The 16,381-nt window shown below is 55.6% G+C and carries 18 protein-coding genes; 12 read left to right on the forward strand and 6 right to left on the reverse strand.

Translation table 11 applies throughout. From position 1 onward, the window contains the following. The first annotated feature begins 16 nt into the window (after positions 1-16). On the forward strand, positions 17-1,027 hold the full coding sequence (locus tag DW724_RS12795; RefSeq protein WP_118761742.1) for a sugar ABC transporter substrate-binding protein: 1,011 nt from the start codon (positions 17-19) through the stop codon (positions 1,025-1,027). Between the two features lie 281 nt (positions 1,028-1,308). On the opposite strand, the gene DW724_RS12800 is transcribed toward DW724_RS12795, so the two are convergent. Continuing rightward, positions 1,309-1,839, reverse strand: coding sequence for a DUF5662 family protein (locus tag DW724_RS12800; protein WP_118761743.1), 531 nt, complete (start codon positions 1,837-1,839; stop codon positions 1,309-1,311). A 372-nt stretch (positions 1,840-2,211) separates the two neighbouring features. Here DW724_RS12800 and DW724_RS12805 point away from each other — a divergent pair, with 372 nt between their 5' ends. The 8 genes from DW724_RS12805 to trmD all read left to right on the forward strand — a co-directional run bounded on the left by DW724_RS12805 (position 2,212) and on the right by trmD (position 11,101). Further along, a complete protein-coding gene (locus tag DW724_RS12805; RefSeq protein ID WP_118761744.1) occupies positions 2,212-3,636 on the forward strand; it encodes an extracellular solute-binding protein in 1,425 nt (474 codons plus the stop codon). Positions 3,637-3,678: 42 nt separating this feature from the next. Continuing rightward, on the forward strand, positions 3,679-6,672 hold the full coding sequence (locus DW724_RS12810; RefSeq protein ID WP_118761745.1) for an EAL domain-containing protein: 2,994 nt from the start codon (positions 3,679-3,681) through the stop codon (positions 6,670-6,672). 181 nt (positions 6,673-6,853) lie between these two features. Beyond that, entirely contained in the window at positions 6,854-7,225 is a 372-nt protein-coding gene (gene ylxM, locus DW724_RS12815) for a YlxM family DNA-binding protein (RefSeq protein ID WP_110435979.1), read from the forward strand. A 1-nt stretch (position 7,226) separates the two neighbouring features. Beyond that, positions 7,227-8,585 carry a signal recognition particle protein gene (gene ffh, locus DW724_RS12820; RefSeq protein WP_110435980.1) on the forward strand — a complete coding sequence of 453 codons (1,359 nt, stop codon included), beginning with the start codon at positions 7,227-7,229 and terminating at the stop codon, positions 8,583-8,585. Between the two features lie 64 nt (positions 8,586-8,649). Further along, positions 8,650-8,892: a 30S ribosomal protein S16 gene (gene rpsP, locus DW724_RS12825; protein ID WP_110435981.1), complete on the forward strand. Its 243-nt coding sequence runs from the start codon at positions 8,650-8,652 to the stop codon at positions 8,890-8,892. 14 nt (positions 8,893-8,906) lie between these two features. Next, positions 8,907-9,137 carry a KH domain-containing protein gene (locus DW724_RS12830; RefSeq protein WP_110435982.1) on the forward strand — a complete coding sequence of 77 codons (231 nt, stop codon included), beginning with the start codon at positions 8,907-8,909 and terminating at the stop codon, positions 9,135-9,137. Positions 9,138-9,863: 726 nt separating this feature from the next. After that, positions 9,864-10,370 (forward strand): ribosome maturation factor RimM, encoded by a 507-nt coding sequence (rimM, locus tag DW724_RS12835; RefSeq protein ID WP_116705292.1) that lies wholly within the window; start codon positions 9,864-9,866, stop codon positions 10,368-10,370. Beyond that, positions 10,367-11,101 (forward strand): tRNA (guanosine(37)-N1)-methyltransferase TrmD, encoded by a 735-nt coding sequence (trmD, locus tag DW724_RS12840; protein ID WP_118761746.1) that lies wholly within the window; start codon positions 10,367-10,369, stop codon positions 11,099-11,101. Before rimM ends, trmD begins: the two co-directional genes overlap by 4 nt. 92 nt (positions 11,102-11,193) lie before the next feature. Here trmD and DW724_RS12845 read toward each other — a convergent pair whose 3' ends face one another. The 5 genes from DW724_RS12845 to DW724_RS12865 are packed head-to-tail and all read right to left on the reverse strand — an operon-like array spanning position 11,194 to position 13,812. Next, entirely contained in the window at positions 11,194-11,643 is a 450-nt protein-coding gene (locus DW724_RS12845) for a hypothetical protein (protein WP_118761747.1), read from the reverse strand. 40 nt (positions 11,644-11,683) lie between these two features. Further along, positions 11,684-11,893, reverse strand: a complete 210-nt coding sequence (locus DW724_RS12850) for a PspC domain-containing protein (protein ID WP_110435986.1) — start codon at positions 11,891-11,893, stop codon at positions 11,684-11,686. Positions 11,894-11,951: 58 nt separating this feature from the next. Then, positions 11,952-12,842, reverse strand: coding sequence for a hypothetical protein (locus DW724_RS12855; RefSeq protein ID WP_118761748.1), 891 nt, complete (start codon positions 12,840-12,842; stop codon positions 11,952-11,954). Further along, positions 12,839-13,498 carry a DUF1700 domain-containing protein gene (locus tag DW724_RS12860; protein ID WP_118480913.1) on the reverse strand — a complete coding sequence of 220 codons (660 nt, stop codon included), beginning with the start codon at positions 13,496-13,498 and terminating at the stop codon, positions 12,839-12,841. The genes DW724_RS12855 and DW724_RS12860 overlap by 4 nt, the downstream gene beginning before the upstream one ends. After that, positions 13,495-13,812 carry a PadR family transcriptional regulator gene (locus tag DW724_RS12865; RefSeq protein ID WP_110435989.1) on the reverse strand — a complete coding sequence of 106 codons (318 nt, stop codon included), beginning with the start codon at positions 13,810-13,812 and terminating at the stop codon, positions 13,495-13,497. The genes DW724_RS12860 and DW724_RS12865 overlap by 4 nt, the downstream gene beginning before the upstream one ends. Before the next feature lie 217 nt (positions 13,813-14,029). Between DW724_RS12865 and DW724_RS12870 the strand changes: the two genes are divergently transcribed. From DW724_RS12870 to DW724_RS12880, 3 genes are read left to right on the forward strand one after another with little or no spacing between them, the layout of a single operon-like run. After that, positions 14,030-15,100: a D-alanine--D-alanine ligase family protein gene (locus DW724_RS12870; protein WP_118648179.1), complete on the forward strand. Its 1,071-nt coding sequence runs from the start codon at positions 14,030-14,032 to the stop codon at positions 15,098-15,100. Next, on the forward strand, positions 15,093-15,890 hold the full coding sequence (gene murI, locus DW724_RS12875; protein WP_117752043.1) for a glutamate racemase: 798 nt from the start codon (positions 15,093-15,095) through the stop codon (positions 15,888-15,890). Before DW724_RS12870 ends, murI begins: the two co-directional genes overlap by 8 nt. Positions 15,891-15,920: 30 nt before the next feature. After that, positions 15,921-16,364 (forward strand): DUF1934 domain-containing protein, encoded by a 444-nt coding sequence (locus DW724_RS12880; protein WP_118361062.1) that lies wholly within the window; start codon positions 15,921-15,923, stop codon positions 16,362-16,364. Positions 16,365-16,381 lie beyond the last annotated feature (17 nt).

Below are 16,381 nucleotides of genomic sequence, written 5' to 3' on the forward strand. Positions count from 1 at the left end.
AGAAAGGACAATTATCATGAAAAAGAGACTGTTAGCGATGACTCTGGCAAGCGCACTGTGTGCAGGTATGCTGGCGGGCTGCGGCGGCTCCTCTGCGAGCGACAACGGCGGTTCTTCCGCAGACAGCGGCAGCAGCGACGCTTACAACATCTCGGTTATCGTAAAGCTGACCGACGGCCACTTCAACAAGGTTATGGCAGGTGCGAAAGCATACGCCGATGAGCACGACAACGTAAACGTAGAGATTCAGTCTCCGACCTCGGCAACGTCCTATGATGAGCAGGTCAACATGATCGAGACCTCGCTCGGCAACCCGAGCATTGACGCGCTGGTACTGGCTCCGCTGCAGTCGAATTCTGCTTCCACGCTGGTTGCGAATACCGATAAGGTTGTAATCGCACTCGATACTGACTTTACCTCGGACAAGAAGCTCGCGTTTGTCGGCACCGGCAACAAGGACGCTGCCAAGAGCGGCGGCACGGCAGCCGTAGAAGCCGCCAAGGCGAACGGTGTTGACAAGCCGACTGTCCTTATCGTTACCGGCGTACAGGGCGACGAGACGCACGAAGCACGTCTGGCCGGCTACAAGGAAGGCGTTGAGGAAGCCGGCGGCGAGGTCATTGAGGTGCAGTACTGCGACGGTCTGGCTGAGAAGGCTGCAACCGCAATGGAATCCGTTATGCAGATGTATCCGGACGGCATTGATATTGTTCTTTCCTCCAACGATGACATGGCAATGAGCGTTGTTAAGATCATCAAGGACTCCGGCAACGCCAAGTATGCTGACACCATCGTCTGCGGCTTTGACGGCAATACCTCCGCTATCTCTGCCATCAAGGACGGTACGCTCGGCATGGATATCGCCCAGCTCGGCTACGACATGGGCTATAAGGCAGTGGAAGCTGCGGTAAAGGCGCTGGAAGGCGAACAGGTTGATTCCTTTATTGATTCCGGTTCCAAGGTCGTTGACTCCACCAACTGCGATGAGTACATCGACGACATGAAGGCTAAGGGTCTGTGGGAGTAATTCGCAGACCGGCTGCACGCTGTTAAATCTCTTTTTCCTTTGGAAAAACGGTCGGGTCTGACGCTCCAACGTTCCCAATCGTACCGCCTCGGGGCGGCGGTATTTGCCCAAGGGTGATAATGCTGAAACACACAGCGCACGGAACGAAGGTTCTGTGCGCTGTTTCGGTTCTTTGCTTGCAAAGCGGACATCAACAAAAAGTATCCACAGCCTGTGGATACTTTTGCGGCCGCACATCATATTATAAAAAGGAATCAGCCGGCCGGCTGATTCCTTTTTGCTCAATATCCCGTTTTAAGCAGTTTTCGTGCAGCCGCAAACGCCTTTTCCTCGCCCTCGTCGCGCAGAATACGCAGCAGGGATTCCAGTGCGGCGGCGGTATCCGGATGGATGATATAGTGATCGACCGAGTGTGCATAGTAATCATACGGATCGCTGTCGCGGTAGGCAGCACCGCGATAGGTCTTGCTGGCGGCTACGCGGTCGCAGAACATCTCTATTACATATTGAATGGGCATTTTCATGCCGCACATACCGGAGCCGTCGGCGGCGTAGTCGATCCAGTACTCCAGATGATGCTTATTCCGGCCCTTATGATGCAGCCATGCTGCGCTGTAGCCCTTTTCGCGGCGTTCGATCTCGTTCGGGCTGCGGTTGCCCTGATAATATTTTGCACCGGCGGAAAACTCCACCGGACTGAACTTGCTCAAATCGTGCGTCAGTCCCTGCCAGTATAATCCAACGCGCCAGCAGTGCCGGAGCACCAGAAAACGATGGTGCTGCACAGTGCGCAGATGTGAAAGCCATTTCATGGCATGCGCCCTCCTTTTTCGGACTGATAGTATTCTACCATGCTGTGCGGAAAAAGAAAAGCAAAAACAATGTGCAATGTGCCTTCGGGAACTCGCGCTTTACGTTTTTTGCGCATTGTGATAAACTATAGCAGTTCAGACAGATACTGCAGCGGGTGCATGCATACAGCACACAAATACCATTATCAATTTCATTTGCCATGCGGCAGCATGCCCGCGTAAAATTTCCGCGCTCTTTACGCGCGGTGCACTCTGCTTTAATTGTGCGGTGTTGCCTTATATGAATGGAAAAAGAAAAATTCCGTGCATATGGGAAAATACATAGAATCGGATGAATTTGTTTACATACTATCAGGAGGAAAAGAGGAAACTATGAAGGTACACAAGCGGCTGATCGCCGGAACGGCGGCTGCGGTCATGCTGGCGCTGACATGCGGCGGCTGCGGTGCGGAAAAGGAGCCGGTGACGATCACAATCTGGAACTACTATAACGGTGAGCAGCTCGAAGCATTCAACCGGATGGTGCAGAATTTCAACGATACGGTCGGCAAAGAGCAGGGGATCACGGTGGAAAGCGCCAGTCAGGGCAGTGTAAATGATCTGGAGACTAACGTGCTGAACGCTGCGGAAGGCAAGGTCGGTGCGGAAGAACTGCCGAATATCTTTTCCGGCTATGCGGATACCGCCTATGCGCTCGATCAGCAGGGCATGGTCGTGGACCTGAACGACTACCTGACCGAAAGCGAGAAAAGCGAGTACATCGAAGGCTATCTCATCGAGGGTGACTTTGACGGTGATGGCAGCATCAAGATTTTCCCGACCGCAAAGGCCACCGAGGTGCTCTATCTGAACGATACCGACTGGCAGGCGTTTTCGCAGGCGACCGGCACGACCTATGACGATCTTGCGACGGTTGAGGGATTGACCGCAGCAGCCGAGAAATACTATAACTGGACGGACGCGCAGACCGAAGCGCCGGATGACGGCCGTGCTCTGTTTGGCAGAGATGCGATGGCAAACTATCTGCTCATCGGTGCAAAGGAGCTTGGCTGCACGATTTTTGACGTGCAGAACGGCAAAATGACGCTTGATTTTGATAAAAATATTATCCGTAAGCTGTGGGACAACTACTATGTGCCGTTTATCAAGGGCTATTTTGAGGCAAACGGCCATTTCCGCAGCGATGACATCAAAACCGGTACGATCCTGTCCTATGTCGGCTCCAGCTCGAGCGCAACCTTCTTTCCGGACAGCGTAATGACCAGTGATGACGACAGCCATTCGATCGAGCTGAAAGTGCTGCCGAATCCGCATTTTGCGGGCTGTGAACCGGTTTCGGTGCAGCAGGGTGCGGGCATGGTTGTCACCAAAGGCGATGAGGCGGAGATCAAGGCGAGCGTAACCTTCCTCAAGTATTTCACCGCACCGGAGAACAACATTCAGTTCTCGATCAACTCGGGTTATCTGCCGGTCACCCGGGAAGCGAATAAAGAAGAAATGCTGGCTGACAGCGAGGTTGCTATGACACCCGAGGTCAAGTCCGTTCTGCAGATGGCGGTCAAGACGGTAAACGAGAATAAGCTGTACACTACCCGCGCCTTCGAGGGCGGCAAGAACGCGCGCAAGGTGCTGGAATACGCAATGAGTGATCTTGCTGTGGCAGACCGCGACGCGGTGAAACAGCGCATTGCAGCCGGACAGAGCGCGGAGCAGGCCGAAGCGGAATTCCTGACAGATGCATATTTTGACAGCTGGTATCGGGATACGCTGGCGCAGCTTCAGGCATACGAAGGATAAGAGAAACAGCTCGAGAGATCAGGTTTGAACAGGCGGTGCGGTATGAAGGCTTGCAGTAAGCCAACAGAAAAACGGGAAAGATCGGTCTTTTCCACTATATTTATATCGGTACTGGTCATTCTGGCGGTCGAGGTCACACTGCTGATCGGCTCCATCGCGGTAAGCCGCGTGCCGCAGCAGCTGGACCGGAATGCGGAGGATATTTTAGCCAAACAGGTTGAGAACCGCAGCAGTTATCTGGAGAATTTCCTCGTGCAGGCGCAGAATCTCGGTGATATGCCGAAGCGGATCAACGAGAAAACCGAAGCGCTACTGGCCTCCGGTCAAATCTCAAAGGATACGCTGGGACAGAGCAGTGCTTCGAGCGAGCCGCTGCTTGAAGCGATTGCAGATGATTTGGTGATGCAGCTGCGCAGCTCGTCGGTGACGGGTGTATTCGTTGTGCTCAATACATGCGATCTGGATGCCCGCAAGATCAATGGGCGTCTGCCGGGCATTTATCTGCGCGATCTGGACCCGGATGCGGCGGCTTCCGAGCGCAACGAGGATCTGATGCTGTCGTTTGCACCGGCAGGAATCGTTAAGTCCATGCGTATTTCGACAGACTCCTGCTGGCAGCCCGCGCTGGACTATGAAGAGCTTGATGATTTTGTGTATCAGCCGTTCAGGACCGCCTATCAGGACGGCGGCAAGCTGATGATGGCGCAGTACGGCCGCTGGACGACCTCGCCGTATGTTCTGCCGGGAGACAAGCGGGAGGCGATCGCGTACGCGCAGCCGCTCATCCTGCCGGACGGCACGGTGTACGGCGTTGTCGGCGTGGAGCTGCTGTGCAGCTATCTGGAGGAGCAGCTGCCGCTGACCGAACTGCAGAATGACGGCACCGGCGCATACCTGCTCGCCGTAACGACTGATGAAAAGCAGGCCGGCGGCATCCCGCTGCAGCCGGTGACGTTTTCTACGCAGGATCGTTCGCTGAAAAGCGCGCAGAGCATTGTCATGCGGAACAACGGTGCTGCCGGCACCATTGTCATCAATAAGACAAAATACTTCGCTTGTGCGGAACCGCTGACGCTGTACGACCGCAACGCACCATTTTCGGATGAGCACTGGCTGCTGCTCGGCATAGTGCCCAACAGCACGCTGTATAAAATCTCCAACGATATGCAGAGTCTGCTGCTGGTGGCAGTCGTGCTGACGCTGGCTGTCGGTCTGGTATGCAGCTATCTGGTCAGCCGTGGACTGGCGCATCCGATCCGGCAGCTGTCCGACGAGATAGCCGCTATAAAGGATAAGAGAACGGAGATCCCAAAGCTCTCGCGCACCGGCATCCGCGAGTTAGACGGCTTTTCCACTGCAATCACCCAGCTCAGTCAGGATATTCTGGATACCTCCACGAAATTCCTGCGTATTATGGACATGGCAAGTATTGAACTCGGCGGCTATGAAATCCGTGAGGACAGCGATAAAGTATTCGTGACCGACAACTTTTTCTCCATGCTCGGCATGCAGAACGCCAACCCGAATGATGTGACGCGGGAGCGGTTTGAGATGCTGATGGAGAATCTGGTGCTACAGAATGAGAGCTTCAGTCTGCAGGACGGCGGCTGTGTGTTCACCATTCCGCAAAAGGACGGCAGTGAGCGGTTTGTCATGCTGCGCATCACCGGCGAGGATGAGCTGCAGGTCGGTCTGGTCGAGGATGTGACTGCAGCGACACTTGAGCGCCGCCGCATCGAGCATGAGCGCGATTACGATGTGCTGACCGGTCTGTACAACCGCCGGGCCTTTGATGCACGGGCGAAAAAACTGTTCCGTATGCCGGAAAAGCTGGGGCATGCTGCGCTGCTGATGATGGATATGGATAACCTCAAGCATATCAACGACACGTTCGGCCATGACTGGGGCGACCGATATATCAATCTGGCGGGTCAGTGCTTTGCACAGACGCTGCCCCAGAATACCATTTGCGCCCGTATGTCGGGAGATGAATTCATTGTGCTGTTCTATGGTTACGATGAACGAGACGAAATCCGTCAGGTGCTGAACAGGCTTTCCGATGCAATGAAGGAGCGCACGGCGCTTCTGCCGAACGGCGACACCGTGCGCATCAGCATTTCCGGCGGTATCGCGTGGTATCCGGAGAACGGCAGGGATCTGGCTACGCTCAAAAAGTATGCGGATTTTGCCATGTATCAGGTGAAGCATGAGTCCAAGGGCGAAATGGGTGAATTTGATATCGGCGCCTATAATCAGGAGGTCTACGCAGCACAGCTGCGCAGGGAATTCCTGCAGATGCTGCGTGAGAGCAGTGCAGGCTACCATTTTCAGCCGATCTTCTCAGCGCATACCGGCAGGGTAGAGGCGTATGAGGCGCTGCTGCGTGTGAAAATGCCGCTTCTGAGTTCGCCGCTGACCGTGATGAAGCTGGCGCGCGAGATGGACAAGCTGTACGAGGTTGAGCGGCTGACCGCCTTCAAGGCGGCATCCACGTTTGTGATGATGCAGAACAGGGGGCGACTGCATAGGAACACCAAGCTGTTTCTCAACTCGATTGCCAGCAGCAGCCTGACGGATGAGGATGTTGCGGAATTCAAGGCGCAGTTTGCCGAGCTGCTGAATAATCTGGTCATCGAGATCACCGAGGAAGAGGAGATCGACCGCGAGGCGCTGGAGCGCAAGCGCAGGGCACTGGGCGATCAGGGCGCGTTCGCGCTGGATGACTGGGGCAGCGGTTACAGCAACAGCAACAGTCTGCTCGAGCTGTCGCCGGACTATATCAAGGTGGATATCACCATCATCTGCGATATCGACACCGATGCGGATAAGCAGCAGCTGGTCAAGGATATTGTGGAATACGCACACGGACGCGGCATGAAGATCGTTGCCGAGGGCATCGAGACCGAAGCCGAGCTGCGCAAGGTTATTGAACTGGGCGTTGATCTGCTGCAGGGATATTTTCTGGCGAAGCCGGCGGCGTCTCCGAGTGAGATCGCGCCGCAGGCGCTGAGCGTGATTCGGTGGATGAATCGGTGAGCGGGTCGCTTGCAAAGCGGGAGAAGCTGCGGTTTCCATCCGCAATTCCCGATGATGCAACCGGAACGAAAAAATCTTTACAATATGAAAAGTTCCCTCTTGACAAAAGAGCCGATATAGGATAGAATAATCACGTTCGATGTAAAGGCAAAACACTTTACACTTCGGAGGGAGGATCACCATGAAGGCAACACCGCTTGAAATGAGCCTGCTGTTTGACTTCTACGGCGAAACCCTCACCGAGAAGCAGCGCGAGTTGTTTGATCTGTATTACAATGAAGATCTTTCGCTTTCCGAGATCGCCGAGCACGCCGGCATCACCCGTCAGGGTGTGCGCGACAGCATCAAGCGAGCGGAGCACGCCCTTCATGAGATGGAGGACAAGCTCGGTCTGGTGGCCCGATACGGCGACACCGAGCGGTGCGCAGAGGAACTTCAGCACGAGGTTGAGCAGCTGCATGAATTGAACGCCGCACAACTGCACAGTGCCGAGGCGGACGAGATCGTTTCCCGCATGACGGCACTGCTCGAACAGCTCAGGCAGGAGGCTTAACATGGCATTTGAAGGGCTTACCGAAAAAATTTCATCTGCTTTTAAGCACCTGCGCAGCAAGGGAAGGCTGACCGAGTCCGATATCAAGGACGCAATGAAGGAAATCCGCATGGCACTGCTCGAGGCGGACGTCAACTTCAAGGTCGCAAAGGACTTCATCAAGACTGTTACCGAAAAGGCAACGGACGCGGAGATCCTCGAAAGCCTGTCTCCGACCCAGCAGGTCATCAAGATCGTAAACGAGGAGTTGGTTTCGCTCTTGGGCGGCCAGACCACTCGTTTGACCATATCGCCGAACCCGCCCACCATCGTGATGATGGCCGGTCTGCAGGGCGCCGGCAAAACCACCAACTGCGCAAAGCTGGCCGCTCTGCTCCGCAAGCAGCAGCAGCGCCGACCGCTGCTCGTAGCCTGTGACGTTTACCGTCCGGCAGCTATCGAACAGTTAAAGGTAGTTGGCAAGCAGCTTAACATCCCCGTTTTTGACGAAGGTCAGGGCGATCCGGTCGAGATCGCAAAGCACGGCATCGACTTTGCCCGCAAGAACGGCTATGATCTGGTTTTCCTCGATACCGCAGGCCGCCTGCACATCGACGAAAAGCTGATGGACGAGCTGAAAAACATCAAAGCAACGGTCAAGCCCACCGAGATCATCCTCGTGGTGGACGCAATGACCGGTCAGGACGCTGTAACGGTCGCACAGACCTTTGACGAGGCTCTCGGCATCGACGGTGTGCTCATGAGCAAGATGGACGGCGACGCACGCGGCGGTGCAGCGCTTTCGGTCAAGGCCGTTACCGGCAAGCCGATCAAGTTCATCGGCACGGGCGAGAAGCTCGGCGATATCGAGCCGTTCCACCCGGACCGTATGGCAAGCCGCATTCTCGGCATGGGCGATGTGCTGACGCTGATCGAAAAGGCGCAGGAGTCCTTCGATCAGAAGCAGGCAGCCGAAACCGCCAAGAAGATGATGGCCGGCAAGCTGACGCTGACCGATTTTTACGATCAGCTGCAGAAAATGAAAAACATGGGCTCGATGGAGGAAATGCTCGGCATGCTGCCGGGTGTGGACGCAAAAGCCCTCGCCGGTGCAAAGATCGACGAAAAGCAGATGGCGCATACCGAAGCCATCATCCAGTCTATGACCCCGAAGGAGAGAGATAATCCCTCCATCATCAACTACTCCCGCAAGAAGCGCATTGCAAACGGCTGCGGACTGTCGGTCGAGCAGGTCAACAAGCTGCTCAAGCAGTTTGAGGCCATGCAGAAGATGACCAAGCAGCTTACCAGCATGGCACGCAGCAAGGGCAAAAAGCGCCGCGGCTTTCCGGGACTGGGCAACTTCAAGCTGCCGTTTTAATCGCTATTCGTTTGTAAAGTAAATTTACAATAGATAAATTTCTATAACAGGAGGTGAAATTTCAATGGTAAAGATCAGACTGCGTCGCATGGGCGCTAAGAAGACTCCGTTCTACCGCATCGTTGTCGCTGATTCCCGTTACCCGCGTGACGGTCGTTTCATCGAGGAGATCGGCACTTACAATCCGCTGGCAGAGCCGGCTGTTGTCAACGTAAACGCTGACCGTGCTCAGGAGTGGATCAAGAACGGCGCTCAGCCGACCGATACCGTTCGCGGTATTCTGAAGAAGGCCGGTGTGCTGAATTGAGTGAGGTCGTCGAAATGAAAGAGTTACTGACTTATATAGTCGAAAATCTGGTTTCCGATCCGGCTGCGATTGCCATTACTGAGGAGATCGACGGCGATAACATCACCTACTCGCTGCGTGTAGCACCGGGAGATATGGGTCGCGTTATCGGTCGCCACGGCCGCATCGCAAAGGAAATCCGCACACTCATGAAAGCGGCAGGCAATCGCGAGAACAAGCGCGTCACAGTTGATATTCTCGACTGAGCCTGCGCGGATCGCGCCGAAGTGTTAATCACTTCAACTTGAATGAAGAGCCGGTGCCGTCAGGCGCTGGCTTTTTCCGAAAATCGCCGCAGCGCGGCGATTTTTTGTTTTTATCGGGCACCGATTATGCGGGGCACACGAGTTGCGTCAGCAATACGCTCTGCCTGGGAGGCACCCTTTTCGGCACTGACTCAACGGGGGGCACGAACTGCGTAAGCGTATTCGTCCCTAACGGGCGGGTGTTTTTCACTGAGATTCAGCGGGGAGTTGCGCTCTGTGGAGCGCGGGAGTTTGCCGCGCCCGCGGCGGGGGCAAAAAGGAAGGACAACCTACGGTTTTCCTTCCTCTTTGAACTCCTGCCTTTCCCTTAGAGGGCACGGCGAAATTTGCAGAGCTGAGACTCGCAAAGGAACGGCAGAGGATTTTTTCTTCCGTGTCTTTCTCAATCGTTTCGCAGTGCCAGATACCGGACTGCTACACAGGCGGTTTGCTCTCCGCTGAGTGCGGCATAACAGTGCCGCACAAACTCTTAACGTGTTGTGTTGGAAGGCACCTACGCAGTTAAATGGTGGTGAATGCCTAAATTTGCAGGTGCCGTGAGTAGTAACGGGTTAAAGAATTGCGCGACCCGTCCGCAGACGGCGAAATCCCCAACAGATAAACGAATTATCATCAATCAAACATCGCAGGAATAAAAACGCTCACAGGCAGGAGGAAAGAACGAATATGCCGAAGAAATTTTTAGAGGCCGGCAAGATCGTCGGCACGCACGGCGTGCGCGGCGACCTGAAGGTGCAGAGCTGGTGCGACAGCCCTGAGGTGCTGTGTGACTTTGACACGCTCTATCTGGACGAAAAAACGCCTGTGACCGTCGAAAAGGCGCAGGTTCACAAGAATGTTGTGCTTATGCACATCAAGGGCATTGACACGGTCGAAGCCGCCGAGGCGATGCGAAACAAGGTGCTCCACCTCGACCGCGAGGACGTAGAGCTGCCCGAGGATCTCGTGTTCATTCAGGATATTCTGGGCTTCAAGGTGTTCGATCTGCGCGTTGACCGCGTAATCGGCCGCATCCGTGACGTACTGACCAGTAATCCGGCGCATGATATGTACGAGATCGCCGGTGAGGACGGACGTCTGATCTACATTCCGGCCATCAAGCCGTTCCTCAAGGAGATCGACATGGAAGCCGGCGTGATCTATGTTGAGAGCATCGAGGGTCTGATCGAATGAAAATCGACATTATGACGCTGTTTCCGGAGATGATCAACGCGGTTATGCGCGAAAGCATTATCGGACGCGCCCAGGACAAGGGTGTTGTCGAGGTCAAGGCAACCAACATCCGCGATTATGCGCTCGACAAGCACCACAAGGCGGATGACGCGCCCTACGGCGGTGGACGCGGACAGGTCATGCTGGCTGAGCCGCTGTATCTGTGCCATCAGGCGCTGAGTGACGGTGAGCATGTGCACACGGTGTTCCTCTCTGCACAGGGACAGCCGTTTAACCAGCAGAAAGCGCGTGAGCTGCTCGCGAAGGAGCACTTTATTCTGGTCTGCGGCCATTATGAGGGCATTGATCAGCGCTTTATCGACGAGTGCGTGGACGAGGAGATCTCCATCGGCGACTTTGTGCTCACCGGCGGCGAGATTCCCGCGATGGCTGTCGCGGACGCGGTATGCCGCATGGTGCCGGGCGTTCTGCCGGACGAGGAAGCGTTCACGGCGGAAAGCCACTGGGACGGTCTGCTCGAGCATCCGCAGTACACCCGCCCGGAAAACTGGCGCGGCAGGGAAGTACCGGAGGTGCTGCTCTCCGGCCACCATGCAAACATCGAAGCATGGAGACGCGAAATGAGCCTGCGCCGTACGAAAAAGGATCGGCCTGACCTGTTTGCGCAGTTTCAGCCGCAGGATAAGCGGGATAAAAAGATTCTCGATAAAATTCACAGCGATGAGCGGTAAAAAGAACCCTTCGGGGTTCTTTTTTGTTGCGCAAACGCGAAAAGAGAGCCTGCTTACACAGACTCTCTTTCCGGACAGCTCCAAAAGGAAAATTATGCGTTTGTATCATTGGACTGCTCGAGTGCGGCCTGTTCGTCCGCAAGAGCAGCTTCGCGCTTTTTCTCCAGACGCGAGCCGATAAAATAGCCGACAGCGGCCACAACGACCGCCCAGACGGTTGTGCTCGGCGATTTCGCCAGAATATCGCCCAGACCGGTACCCTGCATCTTCTCACTGAGAATACCGACCAGTCCGCACAGGATATAGCCGACAGCGGCGCCCAGACAGGTCAGCTGGAACACATGGCGCTTCATGCCGAAGATCTTCACATCGGCAGGATCAATATCTTCTTCTTCCTCTTCTGGTTCCGCGTCGAGGATGGCGGGTGCATTTTCATCCTGCGCAGCGGGCGGGGTATCTTCGGCTGCGGCAGGCAGGGTTTCCTGCTCCTGCACATCGGAAACCGCCTGTTCTTCGTCCAGCGGCTGCTGGTTTTCGCTCATAGCGAGCACTTCCTCTCTTTTCCGGAGAAACGGCGATGGGTCACATCATATTGTTATTGCGCGTGCTCTCGGACGGAATGATGATCGCGGCGATAATATACGCCAGGATACCCGAACCGCCGAGGAAGCATACAAGCGCCCATGCCAGACGGATCAAAGTCGGGTCGAGATCAAAATATTCCGCGATGCCGGCACAGACACCGCACAGCATGCGGTTGGATTCACTGCGATACAATTTCTTGCCATTCATCGTAAAGTCTCCTTTTCTTTTATCATACGTTGTTTTGTGGATTTCGTCAAGTTACAGTTCAGACAGGGGCATCGGCGTTAGCGAGTGTGACTTGGGAAAGCAGGCTGATCTGGCCGGAGCCGGACACCGTGGCAGTTACGCTGCGGGGGAAGTCCAAACGAGAGGAACCCGTTTCGGTATCATAGCTGTTGTCATACTGTGCAGTGCCGCTGCCGTCCTCGTTGATTTGAACCAGCGGCGTGCCGTTCATCGTGACTGTACCCCAGTTGGTGCCGGCTTGTACATGGTACTGGTCTGCCGGTTCGGGTAGAAGTGCAGACAGGCGGCCGTCAGTTGCTGCAAGGGTGATGTTGTTTGCATCCAGCTCACCGGCGATGAGCGTACCGTTTCCGGCGGACAGTTCGATGGTTTCCGCGCGCAGACGGTCGCTGATGGTCACATTTGCCTGATGGTCGCAGGAAATGTGAACCTGCAGATAACTTGCGTTGTCAGGCAGGGTGATCGTGACCGGTTCATCGTTCGCCCAGAGTGAAGCGGTCCATCGTATACCGTTTACCTGCGTGTCTCCGAAATTAGCGCTTGCGCTGACGGCAAAGTCCGAACCATTCTCGATAGTAAAATTGCCGCCTTTAAGCGTCAGGTCGATGCGGGAGATATGATCGACCGACTGGATAGGCATATCGCCGTGCTCGATGGCATTCCGGCGGGTTTCGAGGTAATCCTGCACCCAGCTGGTGTCGAAATAGCTGTCGATCTCATCGTCCGGGGAAACATAATGATTGCGGATATTCTCAACCGTATCGGAAAAATCGCGTGCGGCATCGCTGAACGGATGCAGCGCACCATTATAGTACACGCTGTAAAACTGTCCGCCGAGCACATGACCGACCGTTGTCAGTCCGAGTCCGAGCACCAGCACGGCAGCGCAGGCAATAATGAGCTTTTTCATACATTTCCACCTCCTGTACGGCGGCATCTGTTGCGAATCCAGTTAAACGGCGCACGCAGCACGGCGACAAAGGCGCGGAACACCGGCGGCACAAACAGAATGCTCAGCTTGATGGACAGCAGTCCGAGCAGGATACCGGCGGCAAAGGCAGCCAGTCCGTTGCCGAGTGTGACGAGCGCGTTCGCCGGTGTCGCCCACAGCGTGCAGGACAGCAGGGCAAGGACTGCTCCACCGCAAATCAGCGCAAGCGGAATGCCGTACAGAATGAGCAGTACAGCGAAAATCACCGCGAGCACGGTCACAACGATCGCCAGAAGCACGCCAAGCACGGTTGCACCTGCGCCGAATACGAGCGGCAATCCGATCGGGATAGCGAGCAGCACCAGCACAATCAGCAGCAGCGGACTGATACCGCGCCAGCGGCGCTTCTCTTTTATCGGCTGTGCATGCGGTACAGCGGTCAGTTCGCGGTAATCCGCAAGAATCTGCGCCGCAACCTTTGCCGGCTCGCCGAGTTCCTCGATGGCCTTCGCCTCGTTTTCCGGGCCTGCGTCGTCAAAATATTCTTCGTAATAGCGCAGAGCGTTCGCGCGTTCCTCCTCCGGCAAAACCGAGAGCGCACGCCGCAGCGCTGCCATGTAATCTGCTCTGTTCATTCGTTCACCCCTCCAAAAAAGATCGTGTCGATCCCGCTGCGGTAGTTCTGCCAGTCGATGCGGTGCTGCCGCAGAGCGGCTCTGCCGTGCTCGGTGATCTGGTAGTAGCGGCGGTTGCGGCCCGCATAGGCCTGATCGTAGGTGGTCAGGCAGCCGTCCTTCATCAGCCGCCGAAGTACCGGATACAGCGTAGATTCGGAAATATCCAGTACCTTTTGTACGTCCTGCGTGATACGGTAGCCGTAGGTGCTTTCTCGCTCGACTACGGCAAGCACGATGCCGTCCAGCAGGGAGGACGAGATGGGATAGGACATATGGAATCCTCCTCTCCTGTGTTTCTAATAATATTATATTGGATATAATATAGTCCGTCAACGGGTATATCAAAAATAACTATGAAGGAATTGTAAATTTTGTGGGATCAGTGCAGGAAAAACACTGTTTTCACATTGTATTCGCGGAAAAGATAGCGTATAATGGTATCTGTATAAGTATGGGCAGAGGAAACGAACGAAAGGGCGAATCTAATAAATGAAACTGGCTGTATTATTCGGCGGTATTTCGAGTGAGCACGACATCTCGTGCCTGTCTGCCGCTTCTATTTTGCGAAACCTGAATAAAGATAAATATGAAATCTACCCGGTCGGCATCACCCGCGACGGCGAGTGGTTCTACTGCCCGGACTGTGATCCGGACCGCGTAGAGAGCGGTGCGTGGGAGCGCATGACCGGCAAGGTAAAGGTCGTTCTCGCACCCGACCGCGGCATGCACGGCATGGTGCTGCTCCGTGAGGGAGAGATCGAGATTGTCCGTCTGGACTGCGTATTCCCGGTGCTGCACGGCGTCGGCGGCGAGGACGGCACGATGCAGGGTCTGCTCGAACTGGCCGGCATTCCGTACGTCGGCTGCGGCGTAGCCGCAAGCGCGAACACGATGGATAAGGCACTGACCAAAAAGGTCGTTGAGGGCACCGGCGTCCGTCAGGCGCGGTACTATCTGGCGCTGAGATATGACTTTGAGCGCAATGCCGAGGCAGTAATCGCCGCGGCTGCGGAAACGCTGGGCGCGTTCCCGGTATTCGTCAAGCCGTGCTCGCAGGGCTCGTCCGTGGGCGTTGCCAAGGCGAACAATCTGCTCGAGCTGGCCGAGGGCCTGACCGAAGCCTTTAAGCTGGATACCAAGGTGCTCGTCGAGGAGTTCATCGACGGTCACGAGGTCGAGTGCGCTGTGCTCGGCAACCTCGAGCCGCAGGCCTCTACGGTCGGCGAGATCGCTCCGACGCAGGAGTTCTACACCTTTGATGCCAAGTACAAGGACGAAAGCTCGCGTCTGTACATTCCGGCACACATCACCGAGGAGCAGATTGCGGCCGTCCGTCAGGACGCTGTCCGCGTTTACACTGCACTCGGCTGCCGCGGCCTGTCGCGCGTAGACTTCTTTGTCACCCACGACAGCGGTGAGGTCGTTTTCAACGAGCTGAATGCGATTCCGGGCTTTACCTCGATCAGCATGTACCCCAAGCTGTTTGATTACGAGGGCATCGGCTATGCCGAGCTGCTCGACCGCCTGATCTCTCTGGCACTGGAGGAGCACAATGGATAAGCGTGCGATTGGCGTATTTGACTCCGGCTTGGGCGGTCTGACCGCCGTGCGCCGTCTGCACGCCCTGATGCCGCAGGAGAATATCATCTATTTCGGCGATACCGGCCGTGTGCCGTACGGTACGCGCGGCCGCGATATCATTACCAAGTATGCGAGGCAGGATGTGGCGTTTCTGCGCCAGTTTGACCTGAAATCCATCATCATTGCCTGCAACACCGTGTCCGCTATCGCGCTCGACCTGCTTTCCGAGGAGAACGACATTCCAATCATCGGCACGGTAGAGCCTGCCTGCCGCCGCGCCATGACCATGACGCAGACCGGCAGAGTCGGCGTGATCGGCACGGCGGCAACCATCCGTTCGGGTGCATATGAGAAGTATCTGCACAAAAAGGACGGCACGCTCGACCTGTTCACGCAGGCGTGTCCGCTGTTCGTGCCGCTGGTCGAGAACGGCCGCGTGCACCGCGGCGATGTGGTCATTGAAACGATCGTGAAGGAATATCTCACGCCGCTGAAGGACGCAGGTGTGGATACGCTGATTCTCGGCTGCACGCACTATCCGCTGCTTGAGGAGGTCATCGGCGACTTTATGGGTCCGGATGTGACGCTCATTGACTCGGGCGCAGAGGCGGCAAATCTTGCCTCCACGCAGTTTGACCCGAACGAGGGCACGGGTACGACGCAGTATTTCGTTTCGGACGATCCGCAGGGCTTTGACCAGCTCGCCGAGCTGTTTCTGCAGGAAAAAGTCGATGTCGGTGCGGAGCTTGTGGATATTTCCCGTTATTAAAGCTGTTTTACGGCTAAGGAGCATAGAAATATGAAGAAGGACGTTTGGCTGACGATTTCCTCCCAGCAGCAGTTTGCGGGCTGTGACGAGGAGAACATCGACCTGCAAACCGCTGCCACGCTGTACGAGCGCGGCGGAAAATATTACATCGCATACGAGGAAAGTGAACTGACCGGACTCGAAGGCACCAAGACCACCGTCAAACTGGACGGCAAAACGGTTGCCCTCATCCGCACGGGTACGTTTCCCTCGCATATGCTGTTCGCCGAGGACGAGCGCCATGTTGGTCTGTATCAGACGCCGGTCGGCAGCGAAATGGCTATCGCCACCCACACCTCGCGGGTGCACAACACCATCGGCGAGAACGGCGGACACCTTATCATCGACTACACGGTCGAGGTGGACAACTCTCTCATGGGAGAACACCACTTTGAGATGACGGTATCGACCAAACCGAACATTCAGGTCGTTTAACAAAGTAAAAATAAGAG

This window comes from Butyricicoccus sp. AM27-36, assembly GCF_003480945.1.
Taxonomy (GTDB): Bacteria; Bacillota; Clostridia; order Oscillospirales; family Butyricicoccaceae; genus Agathobaculum; species Agathobaculum butyriciproducens.